We start from the raw sequence: 16890 nt of genomic DNA on the forward strand, positions 1-16890 counted from the left end.
AAAATTGATGGTGGAGGGAACTAAAGAAGGGGTTAAGTGCCCGCCAGCCGGGAAAATTGATGCTAAAGGGAACTAAAGAAGAGGTTAAGTGCCCGTCAGCCGAAAAAATCGGCGGTGAAGGGAACAAAAGAAGAAGCAAAGTGTCCGCCAGCTGTGAAATTCGATGGTGAAAGAAACAAAAGAAGGAGCATGTGCGCGTCAGCCGTGAAAATTGGTGTTGAAGGGAACCAAAGAAGGAGCAAATGGCCCGCCACCCCAAAAAATCCACCCCGACAGAAACAAAAAGCGCAGAAAAACACCCCCCATCCAAAATAAATGTATGATTCTCCCTCTTCTCTCTCACACTATCCAGTGAGGGGGCGACTTCAATGAATATCCCTATAAAGTGGTTTTACCGATTAGGGTTTTTGCTGCTTTTATTTATTGTTATTTTTGTTTTTTTAAAATTGAAGACATTATGGCATCCGGTGTTGGATATTTTTCTAGCTGTATTAATTCCGTTTATCATCGGTGCGTTTATTACATATTTGCTTCATCCGATTGTGGAGCGTCTGCATGAAACAGGGATGCATCGGGGTGTGGCCATTTGCATAATCTATATAATTTTCTTCGGAGGAATAGGATTCGCTCTGTATAAAGGAATTCCAGCCTTTATTCATCAGCTTAGAGACTTGGCGGAAAGTGCTCCGCAATTTAGCGAGCAATATCGAAGCTGGACTCAAATTATTCAGCAGAAAACTTCAATGTGGCCAGAAGGATTACAGACAAGAGTGGATAGCGGAATTACAGCGGCTGAGGAAACGTTAGACAAGTTGCTGACGAAGATCTTGGCTGTGCTGATGAATTTTGTCAATGATATTGTCATGATCTTACTGATTCCATTTATTTCTTTTTACTTGTTAAAAGATTATCCGCTCGTAAAAAAGGCGGTTTGGTATTTAACACCGCGCAGGTGGCGAAAAGAAGGACTGTTGTTTTTAAAAGATGTTGATAAGTCATTGGGCAGCTATATCCGCGGTCAGCTGCTTGTTTGTATCATCATAGGTTCCTTGTCAGCCATTTTGTTTTGGCTGTTTGGAATTAACTATTCCCTTCTTTTAGGTCTGATTATTGGCATAACTAATGTCATTCCTTATTTTGGTCCCATTATTGGAGCAGTACCGGCTGTCATCATTGCAGCAACCATGTCTACGAAAATGGTATTGATCGCCATTGGGATTGTGCTCGTTTTGCAGTTTCTTGAGGGTAATGTACTTTCCCCTTTCATTATGGGCCATAGTCTTCATATGCATCCGCTCGTGATCATGCTTGCACTTTTAGCAGGGGGAGAGGCAGCCGGAATCATCGGCCTGATTATTGCTGTTCCGATTCTGGCGGTCATAAAAGTCAGCCTTCTGCACGCCAAAAAGCATTTTTCAAAAAAGAGGGAGCGAGAGCCTGTGAAGCATTGACAAACCGCCTTTCTTATCGCTATAATGCGCTTATAAATGAATTTATACTGAAAACATATTGATGGAACAAGTATGTTATAGACCACTACATAGAGAGGGGATTCCATGGCTGGAAGAATCCCTGGGTGAAGGATAACAGAACGCTAATCCTGAATGCAGCTAATCCCTGCCGTTATCCGCGTTAAGGATCTGAGAGATAACAGAGGACATGCTCTGTTATTATCAGGGTGGTACCGCGAGTATAGTCCTCGTCCCTGTTTTGGGATGAGGGCTTTTTGTATTTTCAAAAGATTATAACTATGGAGGAATAAAGATGAAGAATTTATCAGGATCAGATATTCGCCGCCTCTTTTTAGAGTACTTTAAGGAAAAAGGGCATGCCATTGAACCAAGTGCTTCCCTTGTACCCCATGAGGATCCGTCCCTTTTGTGGATCAACAGTGGTGTAGCAACATTGAAAAAATACTTTGACGGCCGCGTAGTGCCTGAGAATCCGCGTATCACGAATGCTCAAAAATCAATACGTACAAATGATATTGAAAACGTAGGGAAAACAGCTCGTCACCATACATTCTTTGAGATGCTAGGGAACTTTTCAATTGGCGACTATTTTAAAGAAGAAGCCATTGAGTTCGCGTGGGAATTTCTTACGTCAGAGAAATGGATTGGCTTTGAAGAAGAAAAGCTTTCGGTAACGATTCATCCTGAGGATGATGAGGCATACAGCATCTGGCGTGAAAAAATCGGGGTTCCAGAAGAGCGCATCATTCGTTTAGAGGGGAATTTCTGGGATATCGGAGAAGGCCCAAGCGGTCCGAACACAGAAATCTTTTATGATCGCGGTCCAGAGTATGGAAACGATGAGAATGATCCAGAATTATACCCAGGCGGAGAAAATGAAAGATATTTAGAAGTTTGGAATTTGGTGTTCTCTGAGTTCAACCATAATCCAGATGGTACATACACACCGCTGCCAAAGAAAAATATTGATACAGGTATGGGTCTTGAGCGTATGGCCTCTGTTGTGCAAAATGTGCCAACAAACTTTGATACAGACCTCTTTATGCCAATCATCAATGCTACTGAAGAAATTTCCGGCGTGAAATATGGTGAAAACAAAGAGGCAGATGTGGCCTTTAAGGTCATTGCAGACCACATTCGTACGGTTGCTTTTGCGATTGGCGATGGAGCATTGCCATCCAATGAAGGTCGAGGCTATGTTTTAAGAAGGCTTTTGAGAAGAGCGGTTCGTTATGCGAAGCAAATTCAAATTAACCGTCCGTTCATGTTTGAGTTAGTTGACGTGGTCGGCGATGTGATGAAGGACTTCTATCCGCAGGTTTCAGAAGGAAAAGATTTTATCCAAAAAGTAATTAAAAACGAAGAAGAGCGTTTCCATGAGACATTAAACGAAGGATTGGCGATTCTTTCTACGGTTATAAAAGGTGAAAAAGAGAAAGGAAGTACGGTGATCCAAGGTTCAGATGTATTCCGCCTTTATGACACATACGGCTTCCCGGTTGAATTAACAGAAGAGTACGCTGAAGAGGAAGGCATGACAATCGATCATGATGGCTTTGAGCGTGAGATGGAACTGCAGCGGGACCGTGCACGTTCTGCTCGGCAGGATGTTGATTCCATGCAGGTGCAGGAAGGTGTACTTGGGGATTATAAAGAAAAGAGTGAGTTTGTCGGCTACGAAAATCTTTATAGCGAAGCAAACGTTTTGGCGATTATTAAGGATGGCCAATTCGCAGATGAAGCAGCAGAAGGTGACGAGGTTCAATTTATTTTAAATCAAACGCCTTTCTATGCTGAAAGCGGCGGACAAATCGCTGATAGAGGAACTCTGGAAGCTGAAGGAGTGACCGTACATGTAAAAGACGTACAAAAAGCTCCAAACGGACAAAATCTGCACCGTGCAGTCGTTTCAAAAGGAACGTTAAAGGTGAATAGTTCTGTGAAGGCAGTAGTGGATGCATTTAATCGCTCTAAGATTATTAAGAATCACACAGCTACTCACTTGCTTCATCAGGCATTAAAAGATGTTTTAGGAGCGCATGTAAATCAGGCAGGTTCCCTTGTTGAGCCAGATCGCCTTCGCTTTGACTTTTCACACTTCGGTCAAATTACGGCTGAAGAAATAGAAAAGATTGAACAAATTGTTAACGAAAAGATTTGGCATAGCCTTCAAGTGAATATTGAGAACAAAGGCATTGAAGAGGCAAAAGCAATGGGTGCAATGGCATTGTTTGGTGAAAAATACGGCAAAGTGGTCCGTGTTGTTCAAATCGGCGAATACAGCCTGGAGCTTTGCGGCGGATGCCATGTTCCAAACACATCTGTGATTGGCTTATTTAAAATCCAATCAGAAAGCGGTATTGGCGCAGGAACACGCAGAATTGAAGCGGTAACAGGTGAAGGTGCATATGCGTTGATGAACGAGCAAATCATTACCCTTAAAGATGCTGCTTCAAAATTAAAAACAAATCCAAAAGATGTTCCATCAAGAATTGATGTTCTTCTAGGAGAAATGAAGCAGATTCAACGGGAAAATGAATCATTAGCGGCTAAGCTGGGGAACATTGAAGCAGGAAGTCTTGTCGACATGGCGCAGGAAATCAATGGAGTCAAGCTGCTTTCCGCAAGAGTACAGGCTTCTGACATGAACAATCTTCGTAACATGGCGGATGACCTAAAGAAAAAGCTTGGTTCAGCGATTGTCGTTTTAGGCAGCGCAAATGAGGGGAAAGTAAATTTAATTGCTGGTGTAACAGAAGATCTGATTAAAAATGGATATCATGCTGGAAAGTTAGTCAAAGAAGTAGCTTCCCGCTGCGGTGGCGGTGGCGGCGGCCGTCCAGATATGGCTCAGGCAGGCGGCAAAGATCCTGAAAAGCTTGAAGAAGCACTGCAATTCGCGGCTGAATGGGTGAAATCCATTTGATCTTAGGCAAAAGTAGTGTAAAATGTAGGTAACCATCAGTGGTCAAGCTCTAGAATGTTGATTCTGTGCGTGACGACGAATATATCGCTCAAATGGTAAAGCGAGGTGTAAAAAATGAGCTCATTTGATAAAACAATGAGATTCAACTTTCCTGAGGAACCGATCGAACAGGATGTGAATGATGTCCTTTTCCAAGTGTATGGAGCGCTTCAGGAAAAAGGGTACAACCCAATTAACCAGATCGTCGGTTATCTGCTTTCAGGAGATCCTGCTTATATTCCACGCCATAAGGACGCACGTAATGTGATCCGCAAGCTGGAACGGGATGAAATTATTGAAGAACTTGTCAAATCATACTTGAAACAGCAGCGAGAGGGATAATCATGCGGACGATGGGATTAGATGTCGGCTCGAAAACAGTCGGCGTCGCAATAAGCGATGCGTTTGGATGGACAGCGCAAGGCTTAGAAACCATAAAGATCAATGAAGAAGAAAAGCAGTTTGGATTTGATCGTATTGGTGAAATTATTAAAGAACATGAAGTCAGTAAAATTGTTGTTGGCTTCCCGAAGAATATGAACGGTACTGTTGGCCCGCGCGGCGAAGCAAGCCAGTTCTACGGGAGCGAGCTTGAGAAGCTCTTCGGTCTGCCTGTTGTTCTATGGGACGAGCGTCTTACCACAATGGCAGCAGAGCGCGTACTTTTAGAAGCAGATGTCAGCCGAAAGAAGCGCAAGCAAGTCATTGACAAAATGGCTGCCGTCATGATTTTACAAGGCTTTTTGAATAGCCAAAATTAATGAGGTGAAAGAAAATGGATCACGGTGAAAAAAATATTACAGTAGTAGACGAAGAAGGCAACGAGCAGCTTTGCGAAGTGCTATTTACATTTAACTCAGACGAGTTCGGCAAATCATATGTTTTGTACTATCCAATTGGCGAAGAAGATGATGAAGAAGAAATTGAAATTCATGCATCTGCGTTCATTCCTAGCGATGACTATACAGATGGCGAGCTTCAGCCGATTGAAACTGATGAAGAGTGGGATCTTATCGAAGAGATGCTCAACACTTTCTTAGCAGAGCAAGAAGAAGAATAAAAAGAAAAAGCCTTCAGATTATATCTGGAGGCTTTTTTGTGCCTTCAGGAAATAAGTAGCAGCCAAGAAAAGTTTCTTTGACTTAGCTCATAGATAGAAGATTTAGGCAGTTTTCGCCACATTGATTTACGCTCTAGGATGCCCAAATCAACTGGTCTTTTGTCAAATAGAAAACTTGTCTAGATACAATAATCTTTTACAAAGAACAAAGTTTTAAAAAGGAAAGGGTGGTCGAAATTTGTTCATATCGACAAAAGATGCCTTAATTATTGGAGATTATTGTAATTTGTTCATGGGAATTGTAATAATTTGCGACTTCATTCCGAAAATATAGTATAATAATGCGAGATATGAGAGCAGAAGGGCACATCCTTGATTCTAAGAGGAAAGGTTTATAAAAAGAATAACAGCCGCCCGTTAAGTAGGAGGGAAAATCGTTTGTCATCAAATGAAACGAAAGATAAAAAATCATTTATTCGCCAAAAGTTGACTGAACGGCAAAGTGAAGCAAAAGTGGTAAGAAAGATTGTGTTTATCACAACAATTGTGTTAATTCTCATTATTGGAGGAATAGTTGGCGGAGGATATTTGTATATTAACTCAGCTATCAAGCCTGCGGATCCTGAAAACAATACAGAAAAGCAAGTTGAAATTCCAATTGGTTATTCTGTTACAGGAATTGCACAAGTATTAGAAGACAATGGAATTATTAAAGATGCTCGTGTTTTTAAGTATTATGTCAAGCTTAAAAATGAATCAGGCTTTATGGCAGGCACCTATGATATGAAGCCTTCAATGACTTTAGATGAAATTATCGGCAGTTTAAAAACAGGTTCAGTAATGGATGAGGTTGTATTCCAGATGACAATCCCAGAAGGAAAACAGCTTGAGCAAATTGCCGGCATTATTGGAGAGAAAATTGGCCAGGAAACAGAAGCTGTATTCGAACAGCTTAACGACCAAGCATTTATTGAATCATTAATGGCCGACTATCCAAATCTATTAACTGATGAAATACTAAATGAAAACGTCCTTTATCCGCTAGAAGGCTATTTATTCCCAGCAACTTATCCGTTCTATAAAGAAGATCCAACTGTAGAAGAAATGGTTACGGTGATGCTGGATAAAACCAATTCAGTTGTTAATGAATATGTAGGTGAGATGGATGCCCAGGGGATGACGGTGCATGAGCTGCTGACCATGGCATCATTAATTGAAGAAGAAGCAACAGAACAGGTAGACAGAGAATCTATCTCAAGTGTTTTTTATAACAGAATGGAAACGGGCATGCCGCTTCAGACAGACCCAACCGTTTTATATGCACATGGCGAGCATTTAGATCGAGTATTGTATGAACATCTAGAAATTGACTCCCCATACAATACGTATCAAAATACTGGACTAACGCCAGGTCCAATCGCAAATGCGGGTGTATCCTCTATAGAAGCTGCACTATATCCATCAGAAACTGATTACCTGTACTTCCTGGCAACAGGAACTGGCGAAGTGTTATTCTCTACTACATTAGATGAACATAACCAGAAGAAAGCAGAGCATATAACGAATCAGTAGAATACAATGAGTTTGGGAAATAAGGATTTAACACATCCATAGAACCGAATGGTAGGAAGGTCATCTTTCTATCATTCGGTTTTTTATTTATGATTATTAAATATATATTATTAACATGAGTGAAATGGAACGGAGGACACTCGACTCCTGTGGGCAATAGAGGAAAAGGTGAGACCCCGCAGAAGCTTTAGCTTCGAGGAGGCTCAGCTTCCTCCCCACGGAAAGCGAGAGTCCGAAGCGCAGGTGGAACGGACTTGTTAAAATACCCAAACCAAGATGTTGAATATTAATTTCGTTTTGTCCCAGCTACTTGTTTACATACATAGCGAGTATTTTTCATTTGCGTCCCTTGAATCACCAGCCCCTTGCACTTTTCTTGTTGTCTAGTTCCAGAGCCTAGCCCCTCGAGGTCTTAAGCCAATCCAGTCAAAAGGTCAAAGAACGACCTTCCGCCTGGCTCGTCTTAAGCTTGTCGGGGCTGACCGAGGCTCTTGCACTTTTCTTGTTGTCTAGCTCCAGGGGCTAGCCCCTCGAGGTCATAAGTCAATCCGGCCAGAAGGTTAAAGAACAACCTTCCGGCCGGCTCGCCTTATGCTTGTCGGGGCTGGTCAAGCCCCTTGCGCTTTTCGGAATTTATGGTAAAATAGTTGAGGTGTTTATAGAGTAGACGATAGCGTCAATCACGGTGTGGGCCGAATGGCTCGTTTTTTGCAAAAGTGCTGCTTTTGTACATGCTCCAGTGAACGCTATTTTTTCATGTCTAAATGGATAATAAGAGGTGAGGGCAGTTTGCAAAATGATAAGCTGCATACTTATATAGAAAAATTAACGAAGGAACGCTCTCCGCTGCTGATGGAAATGGAACAGTATGCAGAGGAAAATGGCGTTCCCATTATGGAATTGGTCGGAATTGAAGCATTGCTTCAGTTATTAAGAATTCAGCAGGCAAGCTCCATTTTGGAGGTCGGAACGGCAATTGGTTATTCTGCACTTCGAATGGCATTAGCTTTACCTGAAAGCAAAATTGTCACATTAGAAAGAGACGAAGAACGAATTAAACTCGCCAGGCAATATATCCAGCGATCAGGACGGGAAGAGCAAATCATTCAGCTGGCAGGAGATGCGCTTGAACTGGAGCAGGAGGTAGAGCATCATGGACCTTATGATGCCATCTTTATTGATGCGGCTAAAGGGCAGTATCAGCGATTCTTCGAAATGTATGCCCCATTTTTAAAAGATGATGGAGTCATTGTGACGGATAATGTTTTATTTAAAGGGCTTGTGTGTGAGGATGAGATTGAAAATAAGCGAATCCGCAGCTTAGTGAAAAAAATAAATGCGTTTAACGAATGGCTTATGTCACATGAAGATTACGACACTGTGATTCTTCCTGTTGGTGACGGAATTGCAATCAGTAAAAAGAGGTGAAGAATATGAAAAAGCCTGAATTATTAGTGACGCCTAAGTCAATTCAGCATATTGAAGAGTTAATTTCTGCCGGAGCAGATGCTTTTGTAATTGGTGAACAACGTTATGGTCTGCGGCTGGCAGCTGAATTTTCCAGAAAAGACGTGAAACAAGCAATCGAACTTGCACATGCTCATGGGAAAAAAGTGTATGTAGCCATGAATGCGATTTTCCATAATGACCGTGTAGCAGAGCTTGATGAGTATATCTCCTTTTTAGATGATGTACAAGCTGATGCTGTTATTTATGGAGATCCAGCTGTTCTGATGGCAGCGAAAGCAGCTGCGCCAAATATGAAGCTTCATTGGAATACTGAAACCACTGCGACGAACTGGTATACATGTAACTATTGGGGCAGAAAAGGGTCAAAACGAGCGGTTCTTGCCCGGGAAATTAATATGGATGCCATTATTGAAATTAAAGAACATGCAGAAGTGGAAATTGAAGTTCAAGTGCATGGCATGACAGCGATGTTCCAATCAAAGCGTTCCCTGCTAGGAAACTACTATGAGTATCAGGGGAAAGCATTAAAAGTTGAAAATAGAGCACAGGAAGAGAATATGTTCCTCCATGATAAAGAACGTGAAAACAAATATCCGATTTTTGAAGATGAAAATGGCACACATATCATGAGTCCAAATGATATCTGCATCATTGATGAGCTTCAGGAGCTAATGGAAGCTGGCATTGATTCTTTTAAAATTGATGGAATTTTAAAAAGTGAAGAGTATATTACTTTCGTAGCTGGATTGTACCGCAAAGCAATCGACATTTGCATTGAAGATCCGGACGCTTATGAAGACATAAAAGACGAGCTGCTGCAGCAGATTGAAGAAATTCAGCCGGCAAACAGATCGCTTGATACAGGATTTTTCTTTAAAGAAACTGTTTATTAACATAATTTTATAAGAATGTTGCTGTAACTGACCATTTGTTACCTGGAACGGAATGGCACGAGATTCCTGCGGAAGGAGTGGGAAGGTGAGACCTCGCAGGAGCTAGTGCCACGAGGAGCGCGCACCCGCCCTGCGGAAACCGAGCACCATGAAATGGGAATTAATTAGGAAGTATAATTACTGCAACAGCTTTTATTAGCAGAAGGAGGCAGCATATGACGACTTTGAGTGATAGAGTTTCAGAAATCGTCGATGGAAAGCGTGTCATTGTGAAAAAGCCAGAGCTTCTTGCGCCAGCAGGAAATCTGGAAAAACTAAAAATCGCTGTGCATTATGGAGCAGATGCTGTTTTTATTGGCGGTCAGGAATATGGCCTTCGTTCAAATGCAGGCAACTTTACGTTTGAGGAAATGAAAGAGGGCGTTGAATTTGCCCGCAAGTATGGTGCGAAAATATATGTAACAACCAATATTTTTGCACATAATGAAAATATTGATGGTCTTGAAGACTATTTAAAAGGATTACAAGAAGCTGGAGTGGCAGGCATTATTGTTGCAGATCCGCTTATTATCGAAACATGCCGCCGTGTAGCGCCGGATGTTGAGGTGCATTTAAGCACGCAGCAGTCACTGTCTAACTGGAGAGCCGTACAATTTTGGAAAGAAGAAGGCTTAGAGCGTGTCGTGCTTGCCCGTGAAACAAGTGCAGAGGACATTCAGGAAATGAAGGAAAAGGTTGATATTGAAATTGAAACCTTTATTCATGGTGCGATGTGTATTGCTTATTCTGGACGCTGTACGCTGAGCAATCATATGACAGCACGTGATTCCAACCGCGGCGGATGCTGTCAGTCTTGCCGCTGGGATTATGATTTATATCAGCTCGAGGATGAAAAAGAGGTTCCGCTTTTCACTGAGGTAGATGCACCATTTGCAATGAGTCCTAAGGATTTGAAGCTGATTGAATCGATTCCGCGCATGATTGAAATGGGCATTGACAGCTTAAAAATTGAAGGCAGAATGAAGTCTATTCACTATATTGCGACAGTTGTCAGCATATACCGCAAAGTGATTGACGCTTACTGTGCAGACCCAGAAAATTTTGTGATTCGGCCGGAATGGCTTAAAGAGCTTGATAAATGTGCGAACAGAGAGACAGCTCCAGCCTTTTTTGAGGGCGTGCCTGGGGTTCAGGAGCAAATGTTTGGCAACCATAGTAAGAAAACGAACTTTGATTTTGCCGGCCTTGTTCTTGACTATAATGAAGAAACACAAGTGGTTACACTGCAGCAGCGTAACTTCTTTAAACCGGGTGAAGAGGTTGAATTCTTTGGTCCGGAAATTGAAAACTTCAAGGTTGTTGTGGATAAAATTTGGGACGAAAAAGGAAATGAATTGGATGCAGCTCGTCATCCATTACAAATTGTACATTTCAAAGTGGATCAGCCCGTTTACCCGAATAACATGATGCGGAAGGAGATTTAACCAATGAATCGCAAACCAGTTGTTATCGGTGTAGCGGGGGGCTCCGGCTCTGGAAAGACAAGCGTTACAAAATCTATCTATGAAAGCTTTAAAGGGCATTCAATTTTATTGCTTGAACAAGATTACTATTATAAAGATCAGGGGCACCTTCCCTTTGAGGAACGCTTAAAAACGAATTATGATCATCCTCTTGCATTTGATAATGATCTGCTTATCGAACATATTCAAAAATTGCTTAATCATGAGGAGATCGCTAAACCGGTCTATGATTATGCGATGCATACAAGATCAGATGAATTTATCATGGTTGAACCGAAGGATGTTATTATTCTAGAAGGTATTTTAGTTTTAGAGGACGAACGCCTACGTAATCTCATGGATATCAAGCTTTTTGTTGATACAGATGCAGATTTGCGCATAATTCGCCGTTTGTTTAGAGACATTAAAGAGCGTGGACGTTCAATGGACTCTGTTATTGAACAATATGTGAATGTTGTGCGCCCAATGCATAATCAATTTATTGAGCCTACGAAGAGATATGCCGATGTGATTATCCCTGAGGGTGGTCATAATCATGTGGCGATTGACTTAATGGTCACAAAAATCAAAACAATTCTTGAACAAAAGTCTATTTTATGAAACAATAGCATAGAAAATGTAAGGAACATATTTTCTTAAAAGGATTGACACATCGTGTTAATGCTTTATAATGGATGAAATAATGCGCGCCCTTTTTAAAAGGACGCGCTCCTGTGCATTTTAACTAAAATGTGAACAGTGTACATACATTTTGACACAAATGCCCCTTTGGGTGTGTGAATACAGAAGGAGTGAAGATCTTGGCTACAGAAAAAGTATTTCCAATGACACAAGCTGGAAAAGAAAAGCTTGAACAAGAATTAGAACAATTAAAATCAGTAAAGCGTAAAGAAGTAGTTGAAAGAATTAAGATTGCCCGCAGTTTCGGTGATCTATCAGAAAACTCTGAGTATGATTCTGCAAAAGAGGAGCAAGCATTTGTTGAAGGCAGAATCACAACGCTTGAAAATATGATCCGTAATGCGAAAATAATTGAAGAAGAAGATATGAGCACAGATGGCGTTTCTTTAGGCCGTTCCGTTACATTCATTGAACTTCCAGATGGTGATGAAGAAACATACACAATCGTGGGAAGCGCTGAAGCTGATCCTTTCGATGGGAAAATCTCAAACGATTCTCCAATCGCGAAAAGCTTACTTGGACGCAAAGTTGGAGACGAAGTAACCGTTCAAACACCAGGCGGTGACATGAACGTCCGCATCGTTACCATTAAGTAAGCGGTTTTATTTTATTTTAATAAGTTTGAAAAAACAAAACCTCGTCAAAACTTTTGACGAGGTGTTTTTTATGTGGAGAAAAAGAGCTGTATTTATATTAGCTGCTTGTATAGTCCTGCTGTCTGTTTTGTTAGGAAGACTCGCACAGATCCAGTTGCTTCAAACTGAAAATTTTACAGAGAATGGAATCAATTTATTAGAGGCCAGTGTGCAGCAGAGATCACAAGAAATGATTCTGGATACCGGCAGAGGCAATTTTGTAGATCGTCATGGAGACCCGCTTACACATACATACAAACCAGTACTCATACTATTTCCTTTTTTAGCAAACATGGATTGGAATGTGAAGCAGGTTTCTGATATAACAGGAGCGTCTGAATATGCATTAAGATATGCGGTTGAACAGGCAAAGGAGCCAATTGCTTTTGGGAGTCCCAAGCCACTGGAGCTGACAAGTGTGCAAATGCAGCAAATCAACGAGCTGCAAATTCCAGGCGTTTTTGCGGTAGATAAGAAATATCATCTTCTGGATAATCCCGCTGAACAATTAATTGGCATTACCAGTATGAACAAAGAGGTTGTTCAGCAGCGATATCCTGACAAGCAGCTTTCTGAAGATACGATGGTTGGTGTAACCGGAATGGAGAAAAGCTTCGATGAGTTTCTGCTCCCAGAGGGAAATTCTAAGCTCGTTTATCATGTGGATGCCATAGGAGGACCATTGTTTGGGATCGATGTTAAATACGTTGAACCTGCAAACCCTTACTATCCGGTTAATATTCGGACGACACTTGATCATGATATTCAGGCTATAGCCGAAGAAGTTACAGACAAGCATGAAATACAGAGAGGCGGTTTAGTTTTAATCGATATTGAAACCAATTCTGTTCTTGCTTCAGTGTCACGGCCTTCTATTAATAAAAGTAACCCTTTTGAAGAAGAAACTGGGGGAACCGAAAATCTGATGGTGAAACAGCAAATTATGGGTTCTGTTTTTAAAACAGTTGTGGCTGCAGCAGCGATTGATTACCAACTGGCAGACTCCAGCCGCCTGTTTGATTGCAGCAAAACGATTACAGGAGAGCCTGATATGAATTATGATCATGGCATGCTGAATTTTAATGATAGTTTTGCGAGAAGCTGTAATATTACATTTGCCACACTAGCAAAAGAATTAAAAGAAATTGATCCGCATATATTGGAAGAGTATGCCGAAAAACTTTCTCTGACAGGCGGCGTTGGCTGGCATGGAGATATCTATCATTTTGAAGATTTTCATCAGCTGCAGGATGAAGATGAAGGCAGAGTGTTTTTATCAGATGATGCGAGAAAAGACAGTAATTTCGTCGGCTTAACAGGGATTGGTCAGCATGAGGTCCGCGCAACACCGCTTGCGGTTGCAAATATGATGGCAGCGATAGCGAGGGGCGGAAAAAAAGAAATGGTGCGAGTTGCTTCCGGAGTGGAATATAAAAATCATACGTCTCTGCTTGAATTTAAGGAGAAACCAATTGCTGGTGACAATCTCTCACCTTATACCGCAATCAATATGCAAAAGCTGCTTAGGGAGGTTGTGCTAGATGAAGAAGGAACAGGCAGATGGTTTCAAAACTTGCCATATGCTGTAGCTGGAAAATCGGGGACTGCTCAAACAGGTGCAATGTCAGGTGAAGTTGAGCTCCATAATAAATGGTTTGCGGGATATTTTCCATATGATCAGCCGAAATATGCTCTGGTAACAGTTAACTTGGATGTGCCTGCTGACTCAGGAGGGGTAAATCCGCTATTTGCTGAAATGGTGGAAAAGCTGTATGAATACGATCAGGAGAGCAGCTAATTTGAAAAAATGAAACTTTTGGACTGCCTTTTCCGTCATATATAAGTGCAGGAGAAGATTATAACTGGTGCAAATAGCCTGTGAAGTAGGAACCTTTTTGTTTTTGCTATAAACATGATAGAATGGTTTTCAGCACTTTAGGGTGCGGTCTTAGCATCAGTAAGAACTGCTAATAGAATGTCTTTTGGGAGGAGAACACGATGAAAGGCAATCACGAGGAATATTCCAGATACGGAAAACGATCAAAGCGTAAAAAAACCAATATTATTTTAAATAGTTTAATTGCAGTAGTGCTATTGCTTATCATCATTGTTTCCTATGCCGTTTTTTCAGGAAATGACAAGGATAATCAGGCAGCAAACGGGGCGGAAAATGAAGAACAGACAACAGAAACCAATGAAAATGAACCTGCGGACACCACAGAGAAGGTAACGGAACCATCTGACACTGAAGATGAAGAGACTCCAGAAGATCAGGAAACGTCTGGAAGTGAAAACGAAGAAAATGAAGAAGAAACTACTGATGAAGTAGCGCCAGCTGATTCCAGTCAGGAAGTGGTTACAGAGGGCAGTGAAGATTCCAATATCATTCGCACCATCGAAAATCCAGCGTGGCAGCCAGTAGGCACTGTGCAGACGGAGCACCCGGGTGCGGTTTATGACTCAAGTTCAGTGGACTGGCAGGAAAGCGTGAAAGCGATCACCTATGCGACGGGTTTAGCTGAAGAAAATATGACCATTATGTTCCTAGGCAATAACGGCGTCAATAAATCGGTAGCAACCGTTCGCTCGAAAGACCAAACTGAAAACTATCGTGTATATATTGATTGGATTGACGGAGAAGGCTGGAAGCCGGTGAAGGTGGAAGAGCTGCGGGAGATTCAATAATGATAGAGAATAGCCACTCATGTGAGTGGCTTTTGCTATTTAGGTGTAGCTCCAGTGACTAGCACCTCGTGGTGTCGAGGCTGAGCGAGCCACTTCCGCTTTTCTATATATCTTACTCCTGACGCCAGAGACTCGAGATGTCACCCCTGAGTGAACGCCTTCCACACTTTTCTTGCTACTTTGCCTTAAAATGCACAACCGCCGTAAAAAAAGTTTTCCCTTTCTCATCCACATGCATCTGATGGCCAACATGGTGAACGCGCAGCATTAAAGGTTTATTTTCCTCGATTTGGGCGTTGATTTTTGCCTCCAGTGTTTTTAGGTCGACGGCTTCGAAAAATTCCACTTTATCTTCAATATAGTCAAAATGAATATTCATGTGTTTAAGATCCTCTCTGTTATGATGTTATGCTTATTTTATAACAATAAAAATTTCTTGAAAAGAAGGGTTGATAATTGAAAGTTGCCACTTCTTGTGGTACATTGGGAACAAGTTTTGTTTTAATTCATAGTATACTCATAGGAATTATAAGTTTATGGAGAGTGAGTACAAAATGGGAAAAGAATTTCTGGAGCTTTTTGAAAATTGGGCAGATAGTTATGATGATACCGTTACAGGGCATGATATTGAATATAAAGAAGTCTTTAAGCATTATGATCATTTATTGGAGGAAGTGGCGAAACGCTCTTTTGGAAGGGTGTTGGAATTTGGTCCGGGCACAGGGAATCTGACTAGGAAGCTATTAGACAATGGCTTAACTGTTACGGGGATCGAGCCTTCTCCCGCGATGAGAAAAGTAGCACAAACCAAGCTAGCCGGTGAAGCTGAAATTCTCGATGGCGATTTCCTGCACTTTGCGATCAAAGGACAGGTGGACACGATTGTCAGCAGTTATGCTTTTCATCATCTGACAGATGAAGAGAAAGGTTATGCCATTAGCAATTATGGAAAACTTCTTCCCTCTGGTGGTAAAATAGTGTTTGCGGACACAATGTATGAAACTAAGGACGCATATGAGGAAGCAATTGCTTCTGCACAGGAAAACGGCTTCCATAATTTAGCTGAAGACTTGCAAAGGGAATATTACACAACCATCCCTGTTTTAAAAGCCTTCATGGAACAAAACAACTTTACATTAACATTTTCTCGTGTAAATGATTTTGTCTGGATTATGGAAGGAGTTAAAAAATAAGGAAGAGGTAATTAAAACAATGAAAATCGCAATTATCGGAGCAATGGAAGAAGAAGTAACAATTCTAAGAGACAAAATAACGAATCAATCAGTCGAAACAATTGCAGGCTGTGAATATACAACAGGTGAGATGGATGGAGCAGACGTGATCCTGCTTCGTTCAGGTATTGGGAAAGTGAATGCAGCAATGTCTACAACCGTGTTATTGGATCGCTTCAAGCCGGATTATGTGATCAATACAGGTTCTGCTGGCGGATTAAACCCAGAACTGAATGTCGGCGATGTCGTGATCTCTTCAGAAGTAAGACACCATGATGTGGATGTAACAGCATTTGGATATGAATATGGTCAGGTGCCACAGCTGCCTGCCGCTTTTACAGCAAATGAAAAGCTTGTGAAAATTGCAGAGGAATGTGCAAAGGAATCAGGCGACATTCAGGTAGTGCGCGGCTTAATCGCAACAGGAGATTCGTTTATGAGCGACCCTGTCCGTGTAGAGGCAGTGAGAGAAAAGTTTGAAGATCTGCAGGCAGTTGAAATGGAAGCAGCTGCAATTGCACAGGTTTGTCATCAATTTAACATTCCATTTGTCGTGATTCGATCTCTATCCGATATCGCCGGCAAGGAATCTGATATTTCATTTGACAAGTTTCTTGAAACAGCAGCATTGCATTCAGCAAACTTAGTCATGAGCATCACTTCTTCCATTAAAAATAATGGCTAAATAAAGGAATTGATTGG

At 41.5% G+C, this 16890-nt stretch carries 16 protein-coding genes; 15 read left to right on the forward strand and 1 reads right to left on the reverse strand.

The annotated features are described in order from the left end of the window. Window positions 1-368 precede the first annotated feature (368 nt). The 13 genes from B7E07_RS06715 to B7E07_RS06775 all read left to right on the forward strand — a co-directional run bounded on the left by B7E07_RS06715 (window position 369) and on the right by B7E07_RS06775 (window position 14956). Window positions 369-1451, forward strand: a complete 1083-nt coding sequence (locus B7E07_RS06715; protein ID WP_080844785.1) for an AI-2E family transporter — start codon at window positions 369-371, stop codon at window positions 1449-1451. A gap of 313 nt (window positions 1452-1764) precedes the next feature. Continuing rightward, the gene (gene alaS / locus B7E07_RS06720; RefSeq protein WP_080844786.1) at window positions 1765-4398 is read left to right on the forward strand and encodes an alanine--tRNA ligase; all 2634 of its coding nucleotides are present in this window, start codon (window positions 1765-1767) and stop codon (window positions 4396-4398) included. A gap of 114 nt (window positions 4399-4512) precedes the next feature. Further along, window positions 4513-4779, forward strand: a complete 267-nt coding sequence (locus B7E07_RS06725; protein WP_066443228.1) for an IreB family regulatory phosphoprotein — start codon at window positions 4513-4515, stop codon at window positions 4777-4779. A gap of 2 nt (window positions 4780-4781) precedes the next feature. Then, window positions 4782-5198, forward strand: coding sequence for a Holliday junction resolvase RuvX (gene ruvX, locus B7E07_RS06730; protein ID WP_080844790.1), 417 nt, complete (start codon window positions 4782-4784; stop codon window positions 5196-5198). Window positions 5199-5212: 14 nt separating this feature from the next. After that, complete coding sequence (locus B7E07_RS06735) at window positions 5213-5497, forward strand: DUF1292 domain-containing protein (RefSeq protein WP_080844792.1); 285 nt, start codon at window positions 5213-5215, stop codon at window positions 5495-5497. A 438-nt stretch (window positions 5498-5935) separates the two neighbouring features. Further along, window positions 5936-7069 (forward strand): endolytic transglycosylase MltG, encoded by a 1134-nt coding sequence (mltG, locus tag B7E07_RS06740; RefSeq protein ID WP_080844794.1) that lies wholly within the window; start codon window positions 5936-5938, stop codon window positions 7067-7069. Between the two features lie 756 nt (window positions 7070-7825). Continuing rightward, a complete protein-coding gene (locus tag B7E07_RS06745; RefSeq protein WP_080849125.1) occupies window positions 7826-8497 on the forward strand; it encodes an O-methyltransferase in 672 nt (223 codons plus the stop codon). A gap of 5 nt (window positions 8498-8502) precedes the next feature. Further along, entirely contained in the window at window positions 8503-9432 is a 930-nt protein-coding gene (locus B7E07_RS06750; protein ID WP_080844795.1) for a peptidase U32 family protein, read from the forward strand. Window positions 9433-9647: 215 nt separating this feature from the next. After that, window positions 9648-10916 (forward strand): peptidase U32 family protein, encoded by a 1269-nt coding sequence (locus B7E07_RS06755; protein WP_080844797.1) that lies wholly within the window; start codon window positions 9648-9650, stop codon window positions 10914-10916. Between the two features lie 3 nt (window positions 10917-10919). Further along, window positions 10920-11555, forward strand: coding sequence for a uridine kinase (udk, locus tag B7E07_RS06760; RefSeq protein ID WP_080844798.1), 636 nt, complete (start codon window positions 10920-10922; stop codon window positions 11553-11555). Window positions 11556-11755: 200 nt separating this feature from the next. Then, window positions 11756-12232 carry a transcription elongation factor GreA gene (gene greA / locus B7E07_RS06765; RefSeq protein WP_080844800.1) on the forward strand — a complete coding sequence of 159 codons (477 nt, stop codon included), beginning with the start codon at window positions 11756-11758 and terminating at the stop codon, window positions 12230-12232. A gap of 70 nt (window positions 12233-12302) precedes the next feature. Continuing rightward, a complete protein-coding gene (locus tag B7E07_RS06770) occupies window positions 12303-14069 on the forward strand; it encodes a peptidoglycan D,D-transpeptidase FtsI family protein (protein ID WP_080844802.1) in 1767 nt (588 codons plus the stop codon). A gap of 200 nt (window positions 14070-14269) precedes the next feature. After that, complete coding sequence (locus tag B7E07_RS06775; protein ID WP_080844805.1) at window positions 14270-14956, forward strand: DUF1510 family protein; 687 nt, start codon at window positions 14270-14272, stop codon at window positions 14954-14956. Window positions 14957-15131: 175 nt separating this feature from the next. Here the strand turns inward: B7E07_RS06775 and B7E07_RS06780 are convergent, their stop codons facing one another. Next, a complete protein-coding gene (locus B7E07_RS06780) occupies window positions 15132-15335 on the reverse strand; it encodes a DUF2536 family protein (protein WP_080844808.1) in 204 nt (67 codons plus the stop codon). A 175-nt stretch (window positions 15336-15510) separates the two neighbouring features. Here B7E07_RS06780 and B7E07_RS06785 point away from each other — a divergent pair, with 175 nt between their 5' ends. Beyond that, the gene (locus B7E07_RS06785; RefSeq protein WP_080844810.1) at window positions 15511-16149 is read left to right on the forward strand and encodes a class I SAM-dependent methyltransferase; all 639 of its coding nucleotides are present in this window, start codon (window positions 15511-15513) and stop codon (window positions 16147-16149) included. A gap of 19 nt (window positions 16150-16168) precedes the next feature. Beyond that, entirely contained in the window at window positions 16169-16873 is a 705-nt protein-coding gene (gene mtnN, locus B7E07_RS06790; protein WP_080849126.1) for a 5'-methylthioadenosine/S-adenosylhomocysteine nucleosidase, read from the forward strand. Window positions 16874-16890: the final 17 nt, after the last annotated feature.

This window comes from Cytobacillus gottheilii (genome assembly GCF_900166665.1).
Lineage (GTDB): Bacteria > Bacillota > Bacilli > Bacillales > Cytobacillaceae > Cytobacillus > Cytobacillus gottheilii_A.

Coding starts and splice junctions, on each gene's coding strand:
- B7E07_RS06775 (WP_080844805.1), top strand. CDS start 14,270: ATGAAAGGCAATCACGAGGAATATTCCAGATACGGAAAACGATCAAAG.
- ruvX (WP_080844790.1), top strand. CDS start 4,782: ATGCGGACGATGGGATTAGATGTCGGCTCGAAAACAGTCGGCGTCGCA.
- mtnN (WP_080849126.1), top strand. CDS start 16,169: ATGAAAATCGCAATTATCGGAGCAATGGAAGAAGAAGTAACAATTCTA.
- B7E07_RS06755 (WP_080844797.1), top strand. CDS start 9,648: ATGACGACTTTGAGTGATAGAGTTTCAGAAATCGTCGATGGAAAGCGT.
- alaS (WP_080844786.1), top strand. CDS start 1,765: ATGAAGAATTTATCAGGATCAGATATTCGCCGCCTCTTTTTAGAGTAC.
- B7E07_RS06750 (WP_080844795.1), top strand. CDS start 8,503: ATGAAAAAGCCTGAATTATTAGTGACGCCTAAGTCAATTCAGCATATT.
- B7E07_RS06770 (WP_080844802.1), top strand. CDS start 12,303: ATGTGGAGAAAAAGAGCTGTATTTATATTAGCTGCTTGTATAGTCCTG.
- B7E07_RS06745 (WP_080849125.1), top strand. CDS start 7,826: ATGTCTAAATGGATAATAAGAGGTGAGGGCAGTTTGCAAAATGATAAG.
- udk (WP_080844798.1), top strand. CDS start 10,920: ATGAATCGCAAACCAGTTGTTATCGGTGTAGCGGGGGGCTCCGGCTCT.
- B7E07_RS06725 (WP_066443228.1), top strand. CDS start 4,513: ATGAGCTCATTTGATAAAACAATGAGATTCAACTTTCCTGAGGAACCG.
- B7E07_RS06735 (WP_080844792.1), top strand. CDS start 5,213: ATGGATCACGGTGAAAAAAATATTACAGTAGTAGACGAAGAAGGCAAC.
- B7E07_RS06715 (WP_080844785.1), top strand. CDS start 369: ATGAATATCCCTATAAAGTGGTTTTACCGATTAGGGTTTTTGCTGCTT.
- B7E07_RS06785 (WP_080844810.1), top strand. CDS start 15,511: ATGGGAAAAGAATTTCTGGAGCTTTTTGAAAATTGGGCAGATAGTTAT.
- B7E07_RS06780 (WP_080844808.1), bottom strand. CDS start 15,335: ATGAATATTCATTTTGACTATATTGAAGATAAAGTGGAATTTTTCGAA.